Raw genomic sequence first — 17,877 nt, 5'->3', positions numbered from 1 at the left:
CGGCAGGCACCCATGGCACGTCCGCTTCCCGGTTCGCAGCGCCGGGCACTGTGGTTCTGGGTCTTCGTCGGGCCGTTCGCGGCCGGGCTGGCCCTGTTCACCTACGTTCCGCTGGCGTGGAGCGTCTACCTGAGCTTCTTCGACGCCCACAACACGGTCACGCCCACGCACTTCGTGGGGCTCGGCAACTACGCCGCCATCCTGGGCGACTCCGCCTTCCTCGGCGCGCTGGGCACCTTCGCGCTCTTCACCCTGGCCATCGTGCCGCTGACCTTCGCGCTGTCCCTGGCGCTGGCGCTGATGGTCAACCGGGTGCGGTTCGCACGGGCGTTCTTCCGGTCGGTGTTCTTCCTGCCGACCGCGTGCAGCTACGTCGTGGCCTCGCTGGTGTGGAAGCTGTCGATCTTCAACGGGGTGCGGTTCGGCCTGGCCAACACCGTCCTCGGCCTGTTCGGCGGGGACGACGTGGCGTGGCTGGCGACCACCGACCCGCCCTGGTACTGGCTGGTGCTGGTCACGCTGCGGCTGTGGCTCCAGGCCGGTTTCTACATGATCCTCTTCCTGGCCGGGCTGCAGCGCATCTCGCCCCGCCTGTACGAGGCCGCGGCCGTCGACGGCGCCCGCCCCGGCTGGCAGACCTTCCGGCACATCACCTTCCCCGCGCTGCGCGCCACCTCCGTCGCGGTGGTGCTGCTGCTGGTCATCGGCGCCTTCCAGGCCTTCGACGAGTTCTACAACCTGCTCAGCGACGCCCGCGGCTACCCGCCCTACGCCCGGCCGCCACTGGTGTACCTGTACTACCTGGCGCTGGGCAGCGAGCAGAACCTGGGGCTGGGCAGCGCCGGCGCCGTCGTCCTGGCGCTGATCATCGCGGTGGCGACCGTCGTACAGGCCCGGGTCTTCCGCCTCGGCCGGAAGGAGGACACGCTGTGACGGGGACCCGCACCACGTCCCGGTGGCGGGCCGGCGCCGAGAACGCGTCCGGGCGTCGGGTGCCGCGGCCCCGCCAGGGCGGCCCGGCCCGCAGGCCGCGGCCGGTGACGCACGACGCCGCGGTCCGCGCGGGGCGCGCGCTGCGCCTGGCGCTGCTGTGCGCGCTGGCGCTGCTCTTCCTGGTGCCCTTCTACCTCCTGGTCCGCAACGGTCTGGCGAGCGAGGCCGAGATCACCGGCGCCGACTGGACGTTCTTCCCCAGCCACCTGCGGTGGGAGAACCTGACGGAACTCTTCGACGACCCGAACCTGCCGATGGGCCGGGCGCTGCTGAACTCCGCGGTCATCGCCGTCGCCACCACCCTCGGCACACTGCTGCTGGCCTCGCTCGCCGGCTACGGCCTGGCCCGCATCCCCTACCGCCACGCGAACGCCGTCTTCTACGCCATCCTCGGCACGCTCATGGTCCCGGCAGCCGTCACCTTCGTGCCGAGCTTCGTGCTGGTCTCCTCGCTCGGCTGGATCTCGACGCTGCGCGGCATGATCATCCCGACGCTGTTCAGCGCCTTCGCCTGCTTCGTCTTCCGCCAGTACTTCCTGGGCTTCCCGCAGGAGCTGGAGGACGCGGCCCGGGTCGACGGGCTGGGCTACTGGCGGACGTACTGGCGGGTGGTGGTGCCCAACGCACGCCCGGTGTTCGCGGCGGTCGCCACGATCGTGTTCGTGGGGGCGTGGAACTCCTTCCTGTGGCCGCTGGTCATCGGACAGGACCAGCAGGCGTGGACGGTGCAGGTGGCGCTCTCCACGTTCACCACCGCGCAGTCCGTCAACCTGCACGAGCTGTTCGTCGCGGCGGCGGTGTCGGTGGCCCCGCTGCTGCTGGTCTTCCTGCTCTTCCAGCGGCACATCGTGGCGGGCGTGGAGCGCAGCGGCATCGACGACTGAGGGAGGCCCGCGCCGGCAACCGGCCTCCTCCGCAGACGCGTTCGGTCATTGCCCGGACGCGACCGGCCGGAACAGGCCATGATGCGACCGAGTCTGCGGCACGACCGGTCCCGGAACCGTGTCCGTCACCCGCCAGGTGCGCCGACGACTGCGGTCGCGGCGACCGCCACGAGAGGAAGTCCCGATGAGCGAGTCCGTCTCCGTCCCGCACGGTCTCCCCATGGAGCGCGACGCGGGTCCCTTCGACCCGCCCAGCCGGATCACCCGCCTGCGCGAGGCCCGCCCGGTCAGCCCCATGATCTTCCCCGACGGCCACCAGGGGTGGCTGGTCACCGGCTACGAGGCGGTCCGCCGGCTCATGGCCGACGCACGGTTCAGCTCCCGCCATGACATCGGCATCCTCCGCGTGCCGTACGAGGTCCCCGGCATGCCCTACCCCACCGAGCCCTCCCCGCAGATACCGGGCGTGTTCATCACCATGGACCCGCCGGACCACACCCGGCTGCGACGCAGACTCACCGGCGCCTTCACCGTCAGACGCATGAAGCAGCTCGAGGAGCACATCGGGGAGATCACCGAGCGGCAGCTGGCGGAGCTGGCGCGCCTCACACCGCCGGTCGACCTGGTCCGGGAGTTCGCGCTGCCGGTGCCCTCGCTGGTGATCTGCGAACTGCTCGGCGTCCCCTACGCGGACCGGGCGGGCTTCCAGGCCAACTCCGCCAAGTTCATGGTCAAGGACCAGCCGTTCGAGGAGAAGATGGCCGCCTACGGCGCGCTGACCACGTACCTCGCCGAACTGGTCGCCGGCAAGCGCGCCGCTCCCGGCGAGGACATCCTGTCCGACCTGGCCCGCCAGGAGGACCTCACCGCCGAGGAACTGACCGGCATGGCCTTCCTGCTGCTGCTCGCAGGCCACGAGACCACCGCCAACATGCTGTCCCTGGGCGCCTTCGCGCTCCTGGAACACCCCGACCAGGCGGCCGCCCTCCGCGCCGACCCCGCCCTGCTGCCCGGTGCCGTCGAGGAACTCCTGCGGTACCTGTCCGTCGCCGACATCTTCTACCGCTACGCCACCGAGGACATCGAACTCTGCGGTGAGACGATCGCCGAGGGGTCGACCGTCGTCGTCTCGCTGCTGGCCGCCAACCGCGACCCCGCGCGCTTCGAGGACCCCGACACCCTGGACGTCCGCCGCGCGGCCCGCGGTCACCTCTCCTTCGGCCACGGCGTCCACCAGTGCCTCGGGCAGCAACTGGCCCGCATCGAGATGCGCGCAGGTTTCGAGGGACTGCTGCGCCGCTTCCCGACCCTCGAACTCGCCGTTCCCGCCGCCGAGGTGCGGCTCCGGACCGACATGAACATCTACGGTGTCCACGAGCTGCCGGTCACCTGGTCGGAGACGGCCCGGTAGGCCGTGGCCCGCAGCGCCGCCCGGGGGGGAGGTGACTGCCCGCTCCGGCCGATTCGCCACCGTCCGCGACACCCCGGAAGGCAGGACCAGGTGCCCATCGACTTCCACGACGCCGCCAACCGCCTCACCTACACCCGGCACCGGGCGGGTGAGGACTGGGCGCGGGCGGTCCGTGCAGTCGCCGTGCCCCGCGGCGCCCGGGTGGTCGACCTCGGTTGCGGCGGCGGTGTGTACAGCGGGGCGTGGCTCGACCTCGGCGCCTCAGAGGTCGTCGGCGTCGACTTCTCCGCCGTCATGGTCGACGCGGCCCGCGAGCACTGCGGGCCGCGTCCGGGGCTCACCTTCCGGCAGGGCGACGCGCAGGCCACCGGCCTTCCCGACGGCCGCGCCGACATCGTGTTCGCGCGGGCCCTCGTCCACCACCTCGGCGACCCGCGGGCCTGCTACCAGGAGGCCTACCGCCTCCTGGCGCCCGGCGGCCGGCTGCTCGTCCAGGACCGCACCCCGGACGACGTACGCCGACCGGGCTCGGCCACGCACCTGCGCGGCTGGTTCTTCGAGCGGTTCCCCGAACTGCTGGAGGTCGAGCGCGCCCGCCGGCCCTCGTCCCGGGCGGTGACCGCGGCGTTGCGGGCCGCCGGGTTCCACGCGGTCTCCGCCCGGCCGCTGACCGAGGTGCGCCGGACCTACGCCGACCGGGAGGAGGTGCGCGCGGACCTGCTGGCCCGCACCGGCCGGTCCCTGCTGCACGAGCTGGACGACGCACAGCTCGCCGCGCTCGCCGACCACGTCGTGGCGCGCCTCCCCGCGGGCCCCGTGCACGAGAGCGACCACTGGACGCTGTGGGCCGGTACCCGCTGACGGGGCGCCCCGGCTCGGGCCGCGCGACCTGCGGTCCCACGATGTGGTCCGCACCGGAGACAGTCCCCGGCGGGGGATGCTAGGGTGCCCGCCATGACCGCGTACTCGACTTCCCGTGAGGCACAGCCGCTCGTCAGCGGCTGCCACGGCGTGTGCGCTCCCCGCGGCATGAGCTTCCTGCGTCGCCGCGGCCGGGTGGGTTCTCCCCCGGCACTTCACTGCTGTTGCTGACCCGGTAGCGCGCCGCGCGTCCCGTACGCGCCGCACGCCCCCGTCGGCCGGTCACCCGTGACACCCCCGCCCGAGCGCTGCTGAGTACCACTACGGCCGGCACCGCTCCGGCCCGCTCCGGCCGTCACCGGTACCGCCTCCCGACGACCCCGGCCGACAGCCTCCCGCACCCCCCACCGTCACTCACCGTCACACCGCCGGTATCGGCAGTAGCCCGCACCGGCCGTCCACGTACAGGAGGAAACGTTGACGCTCACCACCGCCACCGCACCCGTCACCGCACCGGTCCCCGCCCCCGCCGCCCCGCTGCTGCGTGACCACCGCATCCCCGCGGACGGCATGTACGAGGGCGCCCGGGTGCTGCGCCGGCTGCCCGAGGGCGTCGAGGAGCGGCCCTACGAGCGGTTCGAGGTGGTCCCGCAGGGCCGGACCATAGGTGCCGAGATCCGTGGCCTGGACCTCTCGCGTCCGCTGGAGGAGCCGCTGCGCGAGGAGCTGAACCGGGCGCTGCTGGAGTGGAAGGTGCTCTTCTTCCGCGGCCAGCACCTGACCTCCCGCGCGCAGCGTGACTTCGCCCTCAACTGGGGCGAGTTGGAGACCAACCCGCTGCTGGCCAGGGGTGACGACGAGGACGTGGTGCGGTTCGACAAGGCCGCCGGGACCACGCCGACCTTCGAGAACGTCTGGCACACCGACGTCACCTTCCGGGAGCGCCCGGCCATGGGGGCGGTGCTCCAGCTCCGCGAGGTGCCGCCGTTCGGCGGGGACACCATGTGGGCGGACATGGCCGCCGCCTACGACAACCTGCCGCCCGAGGTGCGCTCCCGCATCGACGACGCCGTCGCCGTCCACGACTTCCTGCCGGGCTTCGCGCGGTTCTACTCGCCCGAGCGGCTCGCCCCGCACCAGGAGGAGTTCCCGCCCGTGGAGCACCCGGTGGTGCGCCGCCACCCGGAGACCGGCCGGAAGACGCTCTTCGTCAACACCTCTTTCACCACCCGGATCAAGGGCCTGGAGCAGCAGGAGAGCGACCGGTTGCTGCGGCTGCTGTTCCAGCAGGCGCACGTCCCCGAGTTCCAGGTGCGGTTCCGCTGGCAGGCGGGTGACGTGGCGTTCTGGGACAACCGGGCCACCCAGCACTACGCCGTCAACGACTACGGCACGCACCGGCGGGTCGCCGAGCGCGTCGCGATCGCCGGCGACCGGCCGTTCTGAGCGGCCGGCCCGGGCGCCGAGGCCGCCGGCCTCCGGGCACCGGGCGGTCACCCCTCGGCGCTCCGAGCGGTGACGCCGCCGCGGGCGCGGGACGCCGCGCGCGGGACGGGAAAGGGTGAGGGCGGCACCTCCGCACAAAGGTGCCGCCCTCGGCCGGAGCAGGCCGGGCTGAGGGTCGGGGTTGCCCGGCCGCTCCGGTCGGTCGGGGCGGCCGTCTTACCCGACGGCCGCCCGTTGGCTCAGGAACTCTCGCGCCTGCCCTCCGCTGCCGCCCGCCCGGCCTCCAGGCGGGCCACCGGGATGCGGAACGGCGAGCAGGAGACGTAGTCCAGGCCCGCCTTGTGGAAGAAGTGGACGGACTCCGGGTCGCCGCCGTGCTCGCCGCAGACGCCGAGCTTGAGGTCGGGGCGGGTGCGGCGGCCCGCAGCTGCCGCGTCGCGCACCAGCCGGCCGACGCCGTCCGCGTCGATCGTCTCGAAGGGGCTGACCCCGAAGATGCCCTTCTCCAGGTAGGCGGTGAAGAAGCTGGCCTCCACGTCGTCGCGGGAGAAGCCCCACACCGTCTGGGTCAGGTCGTTGGTGCCGAAGGAGAAGAAGTCGGCGGACTCGGCGATCTGGTCGGCCGTCAGGGCCGCGCGGGGCAGCTCGATCATCGTGCCGAGGGCGATGTCCAGCTCCACGTCGTGCGCCTTGGCGACCTCGGCGATGACCTCCTCGGCCTCCTCGCGGACGATCTCCAGTTCCTGCACCGTCCCCACCAGCGGGATCATGATCTCGGCGCGGGGGTCGCCGCCGGCGGCCAGACGGGCCGCGGCGGCCTCGGCGATGGCCCGCACCTGCATGGCGAACAGGCCCGGGATGACCAGCCCGAGGCGGACGCCGCGCAGGCCCAGCATCGGGTTCTGCTCGTGCAGCCGGTGGACGGCCTGGAGCAGCCGCAGGTCGTTCTCGTTGGCGTCGCGCCGCGACTCGGCGAGCGCCACCCGGACGGAGAGCTCGGTGATGTCGGGCAGGAACTCGTGCAGCGGCGGGTCCAGCAGCCGCACGGTCACCGGCAGCCCGTCCATGGCCTCGAACAGGGCCTGGAAGTCTGCCTGTTGCAGCGGAAGGAGCTGTTCCAGCGCGGTGTCCCGCTCGGCGTCGGTGTCGGCCAGGATGAGGTGTTCGACCATCTCGCGGCGCTCACCGAGGAACATGTGCTCGGTGCGGCACAGCCCGATGCCCTGCGCCCCGAACCGCCGGGCCCGCGCGGCGTCCTCGGCGGTGTCGGCGTTGGCGCGGACCCGCAGCCGGCGCATCCGGTCGGCGTAGGCCATGATCCGGTGCACGGACCTGACCAGGTCGTCGGCGTCGTCGGCACCGGCGTGCATGCGGCCCTCGAAGTACTCCACCACCGGGGAGGGGACGACGGGTACCTCGCCGAGGTAGACGTTGCCGGTGGAGCCGTCGATGGAGATCGTGTCGCCCTCCTCGACGACCACTCCGCCGGGGGCACTCAGGCAACGCCGCTTGGTGTCGACCTCCAGCTCCTCCGCGCCGCACACGCAGGTCTTGCCCATGCCGCGGGCGACGACGGCGGCGTGCGAGGTCTTCCCGCCGCGGCTGGTGAGGATGCCCTGTGCGGCGATCATGCCGTTGAGGTCGTCGGGGTTGGTCTCGCGGCGGATGAGGATGACCTTCTCGCCCGAACGGGACCACTTGACGGCGGTGTAGGAGTCGAAGACGGCCTTGCCGACGGCCGCACCGGGGGAGGCCGCGATGCCGCGGCCGACGCGGCGGGCGCTGCCGGTGCCGCGGGCGGAGTCGTCGAAGCGGGGGAACATCAGCTGGGCGAGCTGGGCGCCCCGGACCCGGCGCAGTGCCTCCGCCTCGTCGATGAGGCCCTGGTCGACGAGTTGGGTGGCGATGCGGAAGGCGGCTCCGGCGGTGCGCTTGCCGACGCGGGTCTGGAGCATCCACAGCTTGCCGCGCTCGATGGTGAACTCGATGTCGCACAGGTCCTGGTAGTGGTTCTCCAGGATCTCCATGATGCGCATCAGCTCGTCGTAGGAGGCCTTGTCCAGGCTCTCCAGCTCGGCCAGCGGCACGGTGTTGCGGATGCCCGCGACGACGTCCTCGCCCTGTGCGTTCTGCAGGTAGTCGCCGTAGACGCCCTGTTGGCCGCTGGCGGGGTCGCGGGTGAAGGCGACGCCGGTGCCGGAGTCGGGGCCCAGGTTGCCGAAGACCATGGCCACGATGTTGACGGCGGTGCCGAGGTCGGCGGGGATGCGCTCCTGCCGCCGGTAGAGCGCGGCGCGTTCGCCGTTCCAGGAGTCGAAGACCGCGTGGACGGCGAGGTCGAGCTGTTCGCGCGGGTCCTGCGGGAAGTCGCGGCCGGTCTCCTTGGCGACGATGCCCTTGAACTCCTCGACCAGCGACCGCAGGTCCTCGGCCTGGAGCTCGACGTCGACGCGGACGCCCTTGGCCTCCTTGGCCTTCTCCAGCGCGGTGGCGAAGAGTTCACCGTCCACCCCGAGCACGGTCTGGCCGAACATCTGGATGAGGCGGCGGTAGGAGTCCCAGGCGAACCGCTCGTCGCCGGCCTGCGCTGCCAGCCCTTCGACGGAGGTGTCGGAGAGGCCGACGTTGAGGACGGTGTCCATCATGCCGGGCATGGAGAACTTGGCCCCGGAGCGTACGGACACCAGCAGCGGGTCGTCTGCCTGGCCGAGTTCCTTGCCCATCTGCTTTTCCAGCGCCGCGAGATGGGCCGACACCTCGGCACGCAGTGCCTCGGGTTCGCGCCCGGTGGCGAGGTAGGTCCGGCAGGCGTCGGTGGTGATCGTGAAGCCCGGCGGGACGGGGAGACCGAGCCGGGTCATCTCGGCGAGGTTGGCGCCCTTGCCGCCGAGGAGACCCTTGAGGTCCCTGTTGCCCTCGGTGAAGTCGTAGACGTACTTCGTCTCCTGGGAGGGTTCCGGAGCGGGGGTAGCGGTCGTGGCGTGCTGCTCGTCCCCGGCGTCCGGGGTGGCCTGCTGGTCCTGCGGTTCCGACACGGGACGGACTCCTCGTTCGGGTTCCCCCGCTCGCACCAGCGGAGGTGACTGCCCTGACGGCGAGGAACATACCCAGATCGAAGGCTTGTCGGTACGTCCACTTGGTCGACATGCGCCTGTAACCGCGCCTGGACCACCGGATCGAAAGTGCGCCACCACGTCGCCACTCCTTCACAAGTCGAACGCGAGGGTGGGGCGGGGGCCGACCGGAGGGGGTAGGGAGGCGGCGGGCCCGGCCATGGACACCTCACACCGTTGATCACGTGAACACGCCACCCCTGGCACGCAGTGCCACAGGTAAGGGAAGTGGAAGCCCATCTGGTGCGCTCATCTGAGCGAATCACCTATCAGAAGTGGCGAGAATCACGCCCCCGCAGCACGCGGTTCGCCGCCCCCGCACACGCCGCGGGCCCGCTTCCCGGCACCTGGCGGTGCGGGGGAAGCGGGCCCGGGAGCGGTCCGAAGAAGCGGCGAGTGCTCAGGTGAGCGGCGTGTCAGCCGCCGGAGGTGTCCGACTCGGCGTCCGCGTCGACCAGCGAGCAGTCCTGCGGGTCGTCCAGCCAACCGTCGGGAAGGACCACTCGGTTTCGGCCAGATGTGCGGCCGCGTGGGCCGTCGGCGCCCGCGGGCCACGGCTGGTCCAGCTCCAGATCGTCCAGGAGCGTGCGCAGCTCCTCCAGGGACGAGGTCACCGCGAGCCGCCGCCGCGCCTCGGAGCCGACCGAGAAGCCCTTGGTGTACCAGGCGACGTGCTTGCGGAAGTCGATCACGCCGCGCTGCTCGTCCCCCAGCCACTCGCCGAGCAGCCGGGCGTGGCGCACCATGACGTCGGCCACCTCGCGCAGCGTCGGCTGCGCGTAGCCCTCGCCGGTGCCCGGCTCCCGCGGGTTGCCGTCCTCGTCGAAGGCCGCGACCAGGTCGCCGAAGAGCCAGGGCCGCCCCAGGCAGCCGCGTCCCACCACGACGCCGTCGCAGCCGGTGTACCGCATCATGCGGACGGCGTCGTCGGCCGACCAGATGTCGCCGTTGCCGAGCACCGGGATCTCGGGCACGTGCTCCTTGAGCCGTGCGATGGCGTCCCAGTCGGCGGTGCCGCTGTAGTGCTGCGCGGCGGTACGGCCGTGCAGCGCGATCGCGGTGACGCCCTCCTCGACGGCGATACGGCCGGCGTCCAGGCAGGTGAGGTGGTCGTCGTCGATGCCCTTGCGCATCTTCATCGTCACCGGCAGGTCGCCCGCGCCGGCCACCGCCTCCCGCAGGATCGCCCGCAGCAGCGGCCGCTTGTAGGGCAGGGCCGAGCCGCCGCCCTTGCGCGTGACCTTCGGGACGGGGCAGCCGAAGTTGAGGTCGATGTGGTCGGCGAGGTCCTCCTCGGCGATCATGCGGACGGCCTTGCCGACGGTGGCCGGATCCACCCCGTAGAGCTGGATGGACCGCGGCTTCTCGCTCGCGTCGAAGTGCACGAGCTGCATGGTCTTCTCGTTCCGCTCGACCAGCGCCCGAGTGGTGATCATCTCGCTGACGAACAGGCCCCGGCCGCCGCTGAACTCCCGGCACAGGGTCCGGAACGGCGCGTTGGTGATGCCCGCCATGGGGGCGAGCACCACCGGGGGCTGCACGGCGTGCGGGCCGATCTGGAGGAGGGGCATCGGGAATCCTTCGGGGCGGCGGCTGCGGGGCTCGACCTCCCATTGTCGCGCATCACGGACGGGGCGCGCCCGCCGCCCGGCAGCCCCTGCGCACGGGGCCCGCCCCGCCACCGCGCGGGCGCCTCCCGACGGCCCGAAGAGGGCTCCCGTCGGCCGGAGGCGGCGCCGCATCGTTGTACCGTTCAACCATGCCCGAGCTCAGCCACCGGCGGCGCCTGCTCGTCCTGGCGATCTGCTGCATGAGCCTGCTGATCGTCAGCCTCGACAACACGATCCTCAACGTCGCCCTCCCCACCCTCCAGAAGGACCTGCACGCCTCGGTGTCGGGCCTGCAGTGGACCATCGACGCCTACACCATCGTGCTGGCCGCGCTGCTGATGCTGGCCGGCTCCACCGCCGACCGCCTCGGCCGGCGGCGCGTCTTCCAGACCGGTCTGGTCGTCTTCACCCTCGGCTCGGGGCTGTGCAGCCTCGCCCCCAGCCTGGAGTGGCTGGTGGTCTTCCGCATGGTGCAGGCGATCGGCGGATCGATGCTGAACCCGGTGGCCATGTCGATCATCACCAACACCTTCACCGAGCCGCGCGAGCGGGCCCGGGCCATCGGCGTGTGGGGCGGTGTCGTGGGCGTCAGCATGGCCGCGGGGCCCATCATCGGCGGACTGCTGGTGGAGACCGTGGGGTGGCGGTCGATCTTCTGGCTCAACCTGCCCATCGGCCTCGCCGCCCTCGTCCTGACCTTCCTGTTCGTCCCCGAGTCCAAGGCGCCGCGGGCCCGCCGGGTCGACCCGGTCGGCCAGCTCCTGGTGATCACCCTGCTCGGCTCGCTGACCTACGGGATCATCGAGTCGCCGGCGGCCGGCTGGGGCTCGCCGCTGACCGTCGGGTGCACGGTGGTGGCCGTCGCCTCGCTGCTGGGGCTGCTGGCCTACGAGCGGCGCCGGACCGAGCCGTTGATCGACGTCCGCTTCTTCCACAGCGCCCCGTTCTCCGGCGCCACCGTCATCGCCGTGTGCGGTTTCGCATCGCTGGGCGGCTTCCTCTTCGTCAACACCCTCTACCTCCAGAACGTCCGCGGGATGTCGGCGCTGGAGGCCGGGGTGTACATGCTGCCGATGGCGGTGATGACGCTGGTCTTCGCCCCGCTGTCGGGCCGGCTGGTCGGCACCCGCGGGCCCCGGCCCTCCCTGCTGGCGGCGGGGGTGTTCATCGTGGCCTCGGGCGTGCTGTTCGCGGGCTTCTCCGCCGAGAGCACCAACGCCCTGCTCTTCACCGGCTACGTGCTCTTCGGCATCGGCTTCGGACTGGTCAACGCACCCATCACCAACACCGCGGTCTCGGGCATGCCGCGCAGCCAGGCGGGGGTGGCCGCCGCGGTCGCCTCGACCAGCCGCCAGGTCGGCTCCTCGCTCGGCGTCGCGGTGATCGGCGCGGTGCTGGCGGGCGGTGTGAACGGAGGCGTCGACTCGTTCACGGCCGCCGGCCGCCCGGCGTGGTGGATCATCACCGGCTGCGGTGCGGCGGTGCTGCTCCTCGGCGCGGTGACGACGGGCCGCTGGGCGCAGGGCACGGCCCGCCACACGGCCGCCCTCCTCGACGACGCGGCCGACGTGCGCAACCAGCAGTCGGCGAGCGCGGGGGCCTGAGGAGCGGGCCGCCCGCCTGACCGGGACCACCGCGACGGCCCGCCCCGGTGGTCCCGGTCAGGCCGCGACGGCTCCGGTTCCCGGTGCGGCCCGCTGCGCGTCCGCCCGGACCAGCTCCTGGAGGCGCTCCAGCCGGACCCGGGTCTCCTCGTCGGCGGGGGTGTAGGCCAGCAGGCGCGGACCGTCACTCGGCCCGGTCCACAGGTGGGTGCAGAACAGCCGCAGCAGTCCGACCTGCTCCTGCCGGTAGAGCCGGGTGCCGAGGGTCGGGCGGACGACCTCCTGGCGCGCCCAGACCTCGCGGAACTCCGGCGAGGCGTCCGAGAGCCGCCGCACCAGCGCCTTCCAGGTGGGTTCGGCCACGTGGCCCGCCATGGCGGCCCGGAGTTTCGCCGCCATCAGCGCGACGGTCTCCTCAAGGTCGACGACCGACGCCCGGTAGCCGGGGTGGGTGAACGCCAGCCACATGCAGTTGCGGTCCTCGGGGGCCAGGGCGTCCATGTCGCACATGAGCCGGCCGAAGGTGCTGTTGTAGGCGAGGACGTCGAACCGGCCGTTCTGCACGCAGGCCGGGAAGGGTTCGAGTTGGCGCAGCATCGCCAGCACCGGCTCGGACACCCCCGGGCACTCCCGGCCCGGCTCCGGGTCGGTCTGACCGGCCAGCGCGAAGAGGTGGGTGCGCTCCGCCCGGTCCAGCCGCAGCGCCCGTGCGACGGCGTCCAGCACCTGCGCGGAGACGTTGATGTTCCGGGCCTGCTCCAGCCACGTGTACCAGGTGACGCCCACCGCGGCGAGCTGCGCCACCTCCTCCCGCCGCAGCCCCGGGGTGCGGCGGCGGCTGCCCGGCGCCAGGCCGACCTGTTCCGGCGAGACGCGTTCGCGACGGCTGCGCAGGAACGCGGCGAGTTCCTGCCGTCGGACACTGCCTGCGTTCTCCGCTACGGAAAGGGTCATGCGCCAAGGATGCCGGGTCGGTCGATACCTGTGCCAGGTGGCATCACCACCAGGATGAGGGCGGTGCAGTACCCCCCTGGCGGCCGTTCGGCGGGACGGCCGGGGGCCCGGGCACCCGGGCGGTCCCGTCGCACCTGGTGGCGTACGGTTCGTCCGCGCCCGGGAGGTTTCCCGCCCCCGGGGGGACGCCGGGGGCGGCCCCTCGTCTCACCGTGGTGCCCTCGGTACCAGGATCAGCACACTCTGGTACCCCCCTGCGGGGTCGCCGATGCTCGACGACGTGAACGACACCGAGACCACCCGGGTGCGGCCTGCCCGCACCGCACACACCTCCCCTCCGTCCCTCAACGGCCCCGCCGCTCCCCTGCCCGGTCCCGCCGCTCCCCCGCCCGGTCCCGTCACGACCGGCGGCGTCCTGAGCCCGCTGGGGCTGTTCACCGTGCTGCTGGGCGCGGCGCTCCCGCTGGTCGACTTCTTCATCGTCAACGTCGCCCTGCCGACCATCGACCGCGACCTGGCCGCCGGCCCGGCGATGCTGGAGATGGTGGTGGCCGGCTACGGCGTCGCCTACGCCGTGCTGCTGGTCCTGGGCGGCCGGCTCGGCGACCTCGCCGGGCGCCGCCGGCTGTTCCTGTGGGGGGTGGCCGCCTTCGGCCTGACCTCGCTGGCCTGCGGCCTCGCACCCGACGCGGCGGCGCTGGTGGTCGCGCGGGTCGCCCAGGGCGCGGCGGCCGCGCTGATGCTGCCCCAGGTGCTGTCGACCATCCAGGCCACCACCTCCGGGCCGCGGCGCGCCCGGGCCATGAGCCTGTACGGCGGCACCGCCGGGGTCTCCAGCGCGGTCGGGCAGGTGCTCGGCGGGGTGCTGGTCTCGGCGGACGTGGCCGGGCTCGGCTGGCGGGCGGTGTTCCTGGTCAACGTGCCGGTGGCCGCGCTGGCCGTGCCGCTCGCGCTGCGTACGGTGCCCGAGAGCCGGGCGCCGCGCGCCGGCCGGGTGGACGGCCCGGGGACCGTGCTGCTCGCGGCGGCGCTGGTCACCTTGCTGCTGCCGCTGACCGAGGGGCGCGCCGCGGGGTGGCCGCTGTGGTCGCTGGTGATGCTGGCCCTGTTCCCGTTCGCCGCGGCGGCCTTCGTGGCGGCCGAGCGCCGGGTGGAGCGGGCCGGGCGGACGGCGCTGGTGCCGCCCTCGCTGCTGCGCATCGCCTCGGCCCGCAGCGGACTCGGCATGATCGTGCCGTTCTGCCTGGGTTTCGGCGGCTTCATGTTCGTCATCGCCGTCGCCCTCCAGGACGGGCTGCGGTACGGCCCGCTGGCGGCCGGGCTCGCGCTGGCGCCGCTCTGCGTGACTTTCTTCGTCTCCTCGCTGGCCGGGCCCCGGCTGGTGGCCCGCTTCGGGCGCCGGGTGGTGGTCGCGGGCTCGCTGGTGCAGGGCCTGGGGCTGCTGTCGCTGGGCGTGGTGGCCGCGACGGGCTGGCCGCAGGTGTCCGTGCCGGGGCTGGCCGCCGCCATGGCGGTCCTGGGCCTGGGGCAGGGGTGCGTGCTGCCGGTGCTGCTGCGGGTCGTCCTGAGCGAGCTGCCGCCGGACCTCGCCGGTGCGGGCGGTGGCGTGATGGTCACCACGCAGCAGGCCGCGATGGCGCTCGGGGTGGCGACGCTGGGCACCCTCTTCCTGACCCTGGAGCCGACGGCCGGCATCCGCGGCGGGCTGCTGGCGGCGCTCGGCGCCCAGCTGCTGGTGGTCGTGGTGACGACCGCGATGAGCCGGCGGCTGCCGCGCAGGCTGGTGTGAGCCGTCCGGCCTCCGGCGGCTGTCACGGCGGCCGGCGGGGCGGCCCGCACTCCGGAGGCCGTCCCGGCGGCGCTTCGGTTGCCGGGGAGCCCGGCAGGGCGCAGGGTGAGGCTGGTGGACCGCGTCGCCCGGTGGCGGCGTGGCCGGCCTCGTCTCGGGGGTGCCGTCCCCGTGGAGGTGGATCATCGTGACCGTCGAGACTTCCGGTGCCTGGCCCCGCCTGCGGGTGGCCGACTGGACGGAGACCCGCGAGACGCTGCACATGTGGGCGCAGATCGTGGGCAAGGTCCGGCTCGCCCACGCGCCGCTGCTCAACCACTGGTGGCAGGTGACGCTGTACGTCAGCCCGCGGGGCCTGACGACCTCGTCGATCCCCTGCGGCAGCGGGATGTTCGACATCGAGTTCGACTTCGTCGAGCACGTGCTGCGGATCCGGACGAGCGCCGGCGGGGTGCGGCTGCTGCCGCTGGAGCCGGTCGCGGTGGCCGAGTTCCACGCGGGTGTGCTGCGGGCGCTGGACGAACTCGGCGTCCCCACGCACATCCAGGGGCACCCCAACGAGGTGGAGCCCGCCCTCCCGTTCGCCGAGGACCACCGCCACCACACCTACGACCCCGAGGCGGCGCACCTGTTCTGGCGTCAGCTCGTGCAGGCCGACCGGGTGCTGGGACGGTTCCGGGCGCGGTTCGCCGGCAAGGTCTCCCCGGTCCACTTCTTCTGGGGGGCGATGGACCTGGCCTGCACCCGGTTCTCCGGGCGCCGCGCGCCGGCGCACCCCGGCGGGGCCCCGCACTGCGGTGACTGGGTGATGGTCGAGGGCTACTCCCGGGAGCTGAGCAGTTGCGGCTTCTGGCCCGGCGGCGGCGAGGAGGGTGCGTTCTACTCCTACGCCTACCCGGAGCCCGCCGGGTTCGCCGAGCGGCCCGTCCGCCCGGACGGCGCGTCCTACAGCGCCTCCGCCGGCCAGTTCCTGCTGCCCTACGAAGTGGTGCGCGCGGCGGCGGACCCGGACCGCGTGCTGCTGGACTTCCTGGGCGACACCTACGAGGCGGCTGCGGAGTGCGGTGACTGGGACCGGGCCGTTCTGGAGGTCGACCCGGAGCGCTGGGCGCAGTACCGCTAGCGGGGCGTCAACCCCGCCCCGGGCCACGGACAGCGAATGACAGATATGGAATTCTGTCATCAGTCATGCCATGCTGAGGATACCCGGTGTCCGGCGGGCGACGCCGCCGCGGCACCACCCTCCCCAGGCAAGGAGTCCCCGCATGTTCACCCGCCCCCTCGGCGCCACCGGCCCGCGCACCTCCGCCCTCGGCCTCGGCTGCATGGGCATGTCCGCCCTGTACGGCGAGACGGACCGCAGCGAGTCGATCGCCACCATCCACGCCGCGCTGGACGCCGGGGTCACCCTGCTGGACACCGGCGACTTCTACGGCATGGGCCACAACGAGATACTCATCGGTGAGGCCCTGCGCACCGCCCCCGCCGCCCTCCGCGAGAAGGCCCTCATCAGCGTGAAGTTCGGCGCGCTACGGGACGTCGAGGGACGTTTCCACGGCTACGACGGCCGCCCCGCAGCGGTCCGCAACTTCCTGGCGTACTCGCTCCAGCGGCTGGGCACGGACCACGTCGACGTCTACCGCATCGCCCGCGTCGACCCCGACGTGCCCATCGAGGAGACGGTCGGCGCCATCGCCGAACTCGTCGAGCAGGGTCACGTCCGGCACATCGGCCTGTCCGAGGCGGGCGCGCAGACGCTGCGCCGGGCCGCCGCCACGGCCCCCATCTGCGACCTGCAGATCGAGTACTCGCTGATCTCCCGCGGCATCGAGGACGCCATCCTGCCGACCGCGCGCGAGCTGGGCATCGGCATCACCGCCTACGGCGTGCTCTCGCGCGGCCTGATCAGCGGCCACTGGTCGCGGGAGCGCCGCCCGGCACGGGGCGACTTCCGCTCCGTGAGCCCGCGCTTCCAGGAGGAGAACCTCGACCACAACCTCGGCCTGGTGGACGAGCTGCGCAAGATCGCCGAGCGGAAGGGCGTCTCGGTGGCGCAGACCGCCATCGCCTGGGTCCTCTCCCGCGGTGAGGACATCGTCCCGCTGGTGGGCGCACGCACCCGCGAGCGCCTGACCGAGGCCCTGGGCGCACTGGAGGTCACCCTGGACGCCGAGGACCTCGCCGCGATCGAGCGGGCCGTGCCGCCGGGCGCCGCCAGGGGCGACCGCTACCCGGCCGAGCAGATGGTGCACCTGGACAGCGAGCGGTGAGGGCTGCCGCCCGCGCGCCGCGGTGACGGGGCCGCGGCGGGGGCGGGACCGCACGGGCCGGCCTCCGCCCGGTCGGCAGCCGTAGCCGTCCGCGCCCGGCACCGCCGAGGGTCCCGTCCGGTCGGCGCCTCGTCCGGTGCGGGTACCGTCCTTCTGGCCACGCCCCTCGGCCCGGCGCTCCCGGCGGTCCCGCCGGAACGCGCCGGGCCCTCGGGAGCCGTGCCGGGACAGCCCCCGCCGCCGCCGACCCGAAAGGCCTCGTCCATGCCCGCCGAGCCGCTGACGCCCGAACGCATCCTCCAGGCCACCGAGGAGGTGCTGCGCCGCCACGGGCCGGCCAAGGCCACCGTCGTCGACGTCGCCCGGGCGCTGGGCGTCAGCCACGGCACCGTCTACCGCCACTTCCGCACCAAGGCGGAGCTGCGGGAGGCGGTGACCGGACGGTGGCTGGACCGTGCCGGCCGTGGGCTGGCCGAGATCGCGGCGGCCCGGGAGCCCGCCGAGGACCGGCTGCGGCGGTGGCTGGCCGCCCTGTTCACGGCCAAGCGGGAGAAGGCCTGCGCCGACCCCGAACTGTTCGCGACCTATTCGGAGTTGATCGACGGGACGAAGGTGGTGGAACAGCACATCACCGACCTCGTCGGGCAGCTGGCGCAGATCGTGGCTGCGGGCGTGGCCGAGGGGGTCTTCGTCACCGACGATCCCGCCGTGAGCGCACGGGCCGTCTTCGACGCCACCGCCCGCTTCCACGACCCGGCCCACGCCGGCGAGTGGACCGGCCCCGGCGTCGAAGCGGAGTTCGCCGCGGTGCGGGACCTGGTGGTGCGGGGCCTGCGGGCGGACTGAGGGCGCAGCCGGGGGTGGGCCCCGCCCCTGCTGCGCAGACGCCCGCCGCGACCGCCGGCGGAACAGCGCGACGCCGGCCGGACGGGTGGACCGTCC

The 17,877-nt window shown here is 73.3% G+C and carries 13 protein-coding genes; 10 read left to right on the top strand and 3 right to left on the bottom strand.

Features of this window, described 5'->3' with window-relative positions:
* Positions 1-12 precede the first annotated feature (12 nt).
* The 5 genes from ACFV3R_RS14570 to ACFV3R_RS14550 all read left to right on the top strand — a co-directional run bounded on the left by ACFV3R_RS14570 (position 13) and on the right by ACFV3R_RS14550 (position 5,595).
* Complete coding sequence (locus ACFV3R_RS14570) at positions 13-933, top strand: carbohydrate ABC transporter permease (RefSeq protein WP_385581181.1); 921 nt, start codon at positions 13-15, stop codon at positions 931-933.
* Between the two features lie 104 nt (positions 934-1,037).
* Complete coding sequence (locus tag ACFV3R_RS14565; RefSeq protein WP_385581683.1) at positions 1,038-1,877, top strand: carbohydrate ABC transporter permease; 840 nt, start codon at positions 1,038-1,040, stop codon at positions 1,875-1,877.
* Positions 1,878-2,061: 184 nt separating this feature from the next.
* Positions 2,062-3,288 carry a cytochrome P450 gene (locus tag ACFV3R_RS14560; protein ID WP_385581178.1) on the top strand — a complete coding sequence of 409 codons (1,227 nt, stop codon included), beginning with the start codon at positions 2,062-2,064 and terminating at the stop codon, positions 3,286-3,288.
* Between the two features lie 90 nt (positions 3,289-3,378).
* The gene (locus tag ACFV3R_RS14555; protein ID WP_385581175.1) at positions 3,379-4,149 is read left to right on the top strand and encodes a class I SAM-dependent methyltransferase; all 771 of its coding nucleotides are present in this window, start codon (positions 3,379-3,381) and stop codon (positions 4,147-4,149) included.
* A 570-nt stretch (positions 4,150-4,719) separates the two neighbouring features.
* Positions 4,720-5,595, top strand: a complete 876-nt coding sequence (locus ACFV3R_RS14550) for a TauD/TfdA dioxygenase family protein (RefSeq protein WP_385581680.1) — start codon at positions 4,720-4,722, stop codon at positions 5,593-5,595.
* A gap of 239 nt (positions 5,596-5,834) precedes the next feature.
* Here the strand turns inward: ACFV3R_RS14550 and ppdK are convergent, their stop codons facing one another.
* Together ppdK and dusB are read right to left on the bottom strand one after the other, a co-directional pair.
* Positions 5,835-8,630, bottom strand: a complete 2,796-nt coding sequence (gene ppdK / locus ACFV3R_RS14545) for a pyruvate, phosphate dikinase (RefSeq protein ID WP_385581172.1) — start codon at positions 8,628-8,630, stop codon at positions 5,835-5,837.
* 494 nt (positions 8,631-9,124) lie between these two features.
* On the bottom strand, positions 9,125-10,279 hold the full coding sequence (dusB, locus tag ACFV3R_RS14540; protein WP_385581169.1) for a tRNA dihydrouridine synthase DusB: 1,155 nt from the start codon (positions 10,277-10,279) through the stop codon (positions 9,125-9,127).
* A gap of 188 nt (positions 10,280-10,467) precedes the next feature.
* Between dusB and ACFV3R_RS14535 the strand changes: the two genes are divergently transcribed.
* Positions 10,468-11,922 carry an MFS transporter gene (locus ACFV3R_RS14535; RefSeq protein WP_385581166.1) on the top strand — a complete coding sequence of 485 codons (1,455 nt, stop codon included), beginning with the start codon at positions 10,468-10,470 and terminating at the stop codon, positions 11,920-11,922.
* Positions 11,923-11,979: 57 nt separating this feature from the next.
* Here ACFV3R_RS14535 and ACFV3R_RS14530 read toward each other — a convergent pair whose 3' ends face one another.
* Positions 11,980-12,876: a helix-turn-helix transcriptional regulator gene (locus ACFV3R_RS14530; protein WP_385581163.1), complete on the bottom strand. Its 897-nt coding sequence runs from the start codon at positions 12,874-12,876 to the stop codon at positions 11,980-11,982.
* 268 nt (positions 12,877-13,144) lie between these two features.
* Between ACFV3R_RS14530 and ACFV3R_RS14525 the strand changes: the two genes are divergently transcribed.
* The 4 genes from ACFV3R_RS14525 (at position 13,145) to ACFV3R_RS14510 (ending at position 17,781) form a co-directional block, all read left to right on the top strand.
* Positions 13,145-14,665, top strand: a complete 1,521-nt coding sequence (locus tag ACFV3R_RS14525) for an MFS transporter (RefSeq protein WP_385581160.1) — start codon at positions 13,145-13,147, stop codon at positions 14,663-14,665.
* Positions 14,666-14,846: 181 nt separating this feature from the next.
* Positions 14,847-15,788, top strand: a complete 942-nt coding sequence (locus ACFV3R_RS14520; RefSeq protein WP_385581676.1) for a DUF5996 family protein — start codon at positions 14,847-14,849, stop codon at positions 15,786-15,788.
* Positions 15,789-15,930: 142 nt separating this feature from the next.
* On the top strand, positions 15,931-16,935 hold the full coding sequence (locus ACFV3R_RS14515) for an aldo/keto reductase (RefSeq protein ID WP_385581157.1): 1,005 nt from the start codon (positions 15,931-15,933) through the stop codon (positions 16,933-16,935).
* 264 nt (positions 16,936-17,199) lie between these two features.
* On the top strand, positions 17,200-17,781 hold the full coding sequence (locus ACFV3R_RS14510; RefSeq protein ID WP_385581154.1) for a TetR family transcriptional regulator: 582 nt from the start codon (positions 17,200-17,202) through the stop codon (positions 17,779-17,781).
* Positions 17,782-17,877: the final 96 nt, after the last annotated feature.

It is taken from the genome of Streptomyces sp. NPDC059740 (assembly GCF_042733155.1).
Taxonomy (GTDB): Bacteria; Actinomycetota; Actinomycetes; order Streptomycetales; family Streptomycetaceae; genus Streptomyces.
The sequence above is the reverse complement of the archived record's forward strand: the minus strand, read 5'-3'. Positions and strand labels throughout refer to the sequence as shown.

Coding starts and splice junctions, on each gene's coding strand:
- ACFV3R_RS14570 (WP_385581181.1), top strand. CDS start 13: ATGGCACGTCCGCTTCCCGGTTCGCAGCGCCGGGCACTGTGGTTCTGG.
- ACFV3R_RS14560 (WP_385581178.1), top strand. CDS start 2,062: ATGAGCGAGTCCGTCTCCGTCCCGCACGGTCTCCCCATGGAGCGCGAC.
- ACFV3R_RS14550 (WP_385581680.1), top strand. CDS start 4,720: ATGTACGAGGGCGCCCGGGTGCTGCGCCGGCTGCCCGAGGGCGTCGAG.
- dusB (WP_385581169.1), bottom strand. CDS start 10,279: ATGCCCCTCCTCCAGATCGGCCCGCACGCCGTGCAGCCCCCGGTGGTG.
- ACFV3R_RS14535 (WP_385581166.1), top strand. CDS start 10,468: ATGCCCGAGCTCAGCCACCGGCGGCGCCTGCTCGTCCTGGCGATCTGC.
- ACFV3R_RS14530 (WP_385581163.1), bottom strand. CDS start 12,876: ATGACCCTTTCCGTAGCGGAGAACGCAGGCAGTGTCCGACGGCAGGAA.
- ACFV3R_RS14525 (WP_385581160.1), top strand. CDS start 13,145: ATGCTCGACGACGTGAACGACACCGAGACCACCCGGGTGCGGCCTGCC.
- ACFV3R_RS14515 (WP_385581157.1), top strand. CDS start 15,931: ATGTTCACCCGCCCCCTCGGCGCCACCGGCCCGCGCACCTCCGCCCTC.
- ACFV3R_RS14510 (WP_385581154.1), top strand. CDS start 17,200: ATGCCCGCCGAGCCGCTGACGCCCGAACGCATCCTCCAGGCCACCGAG.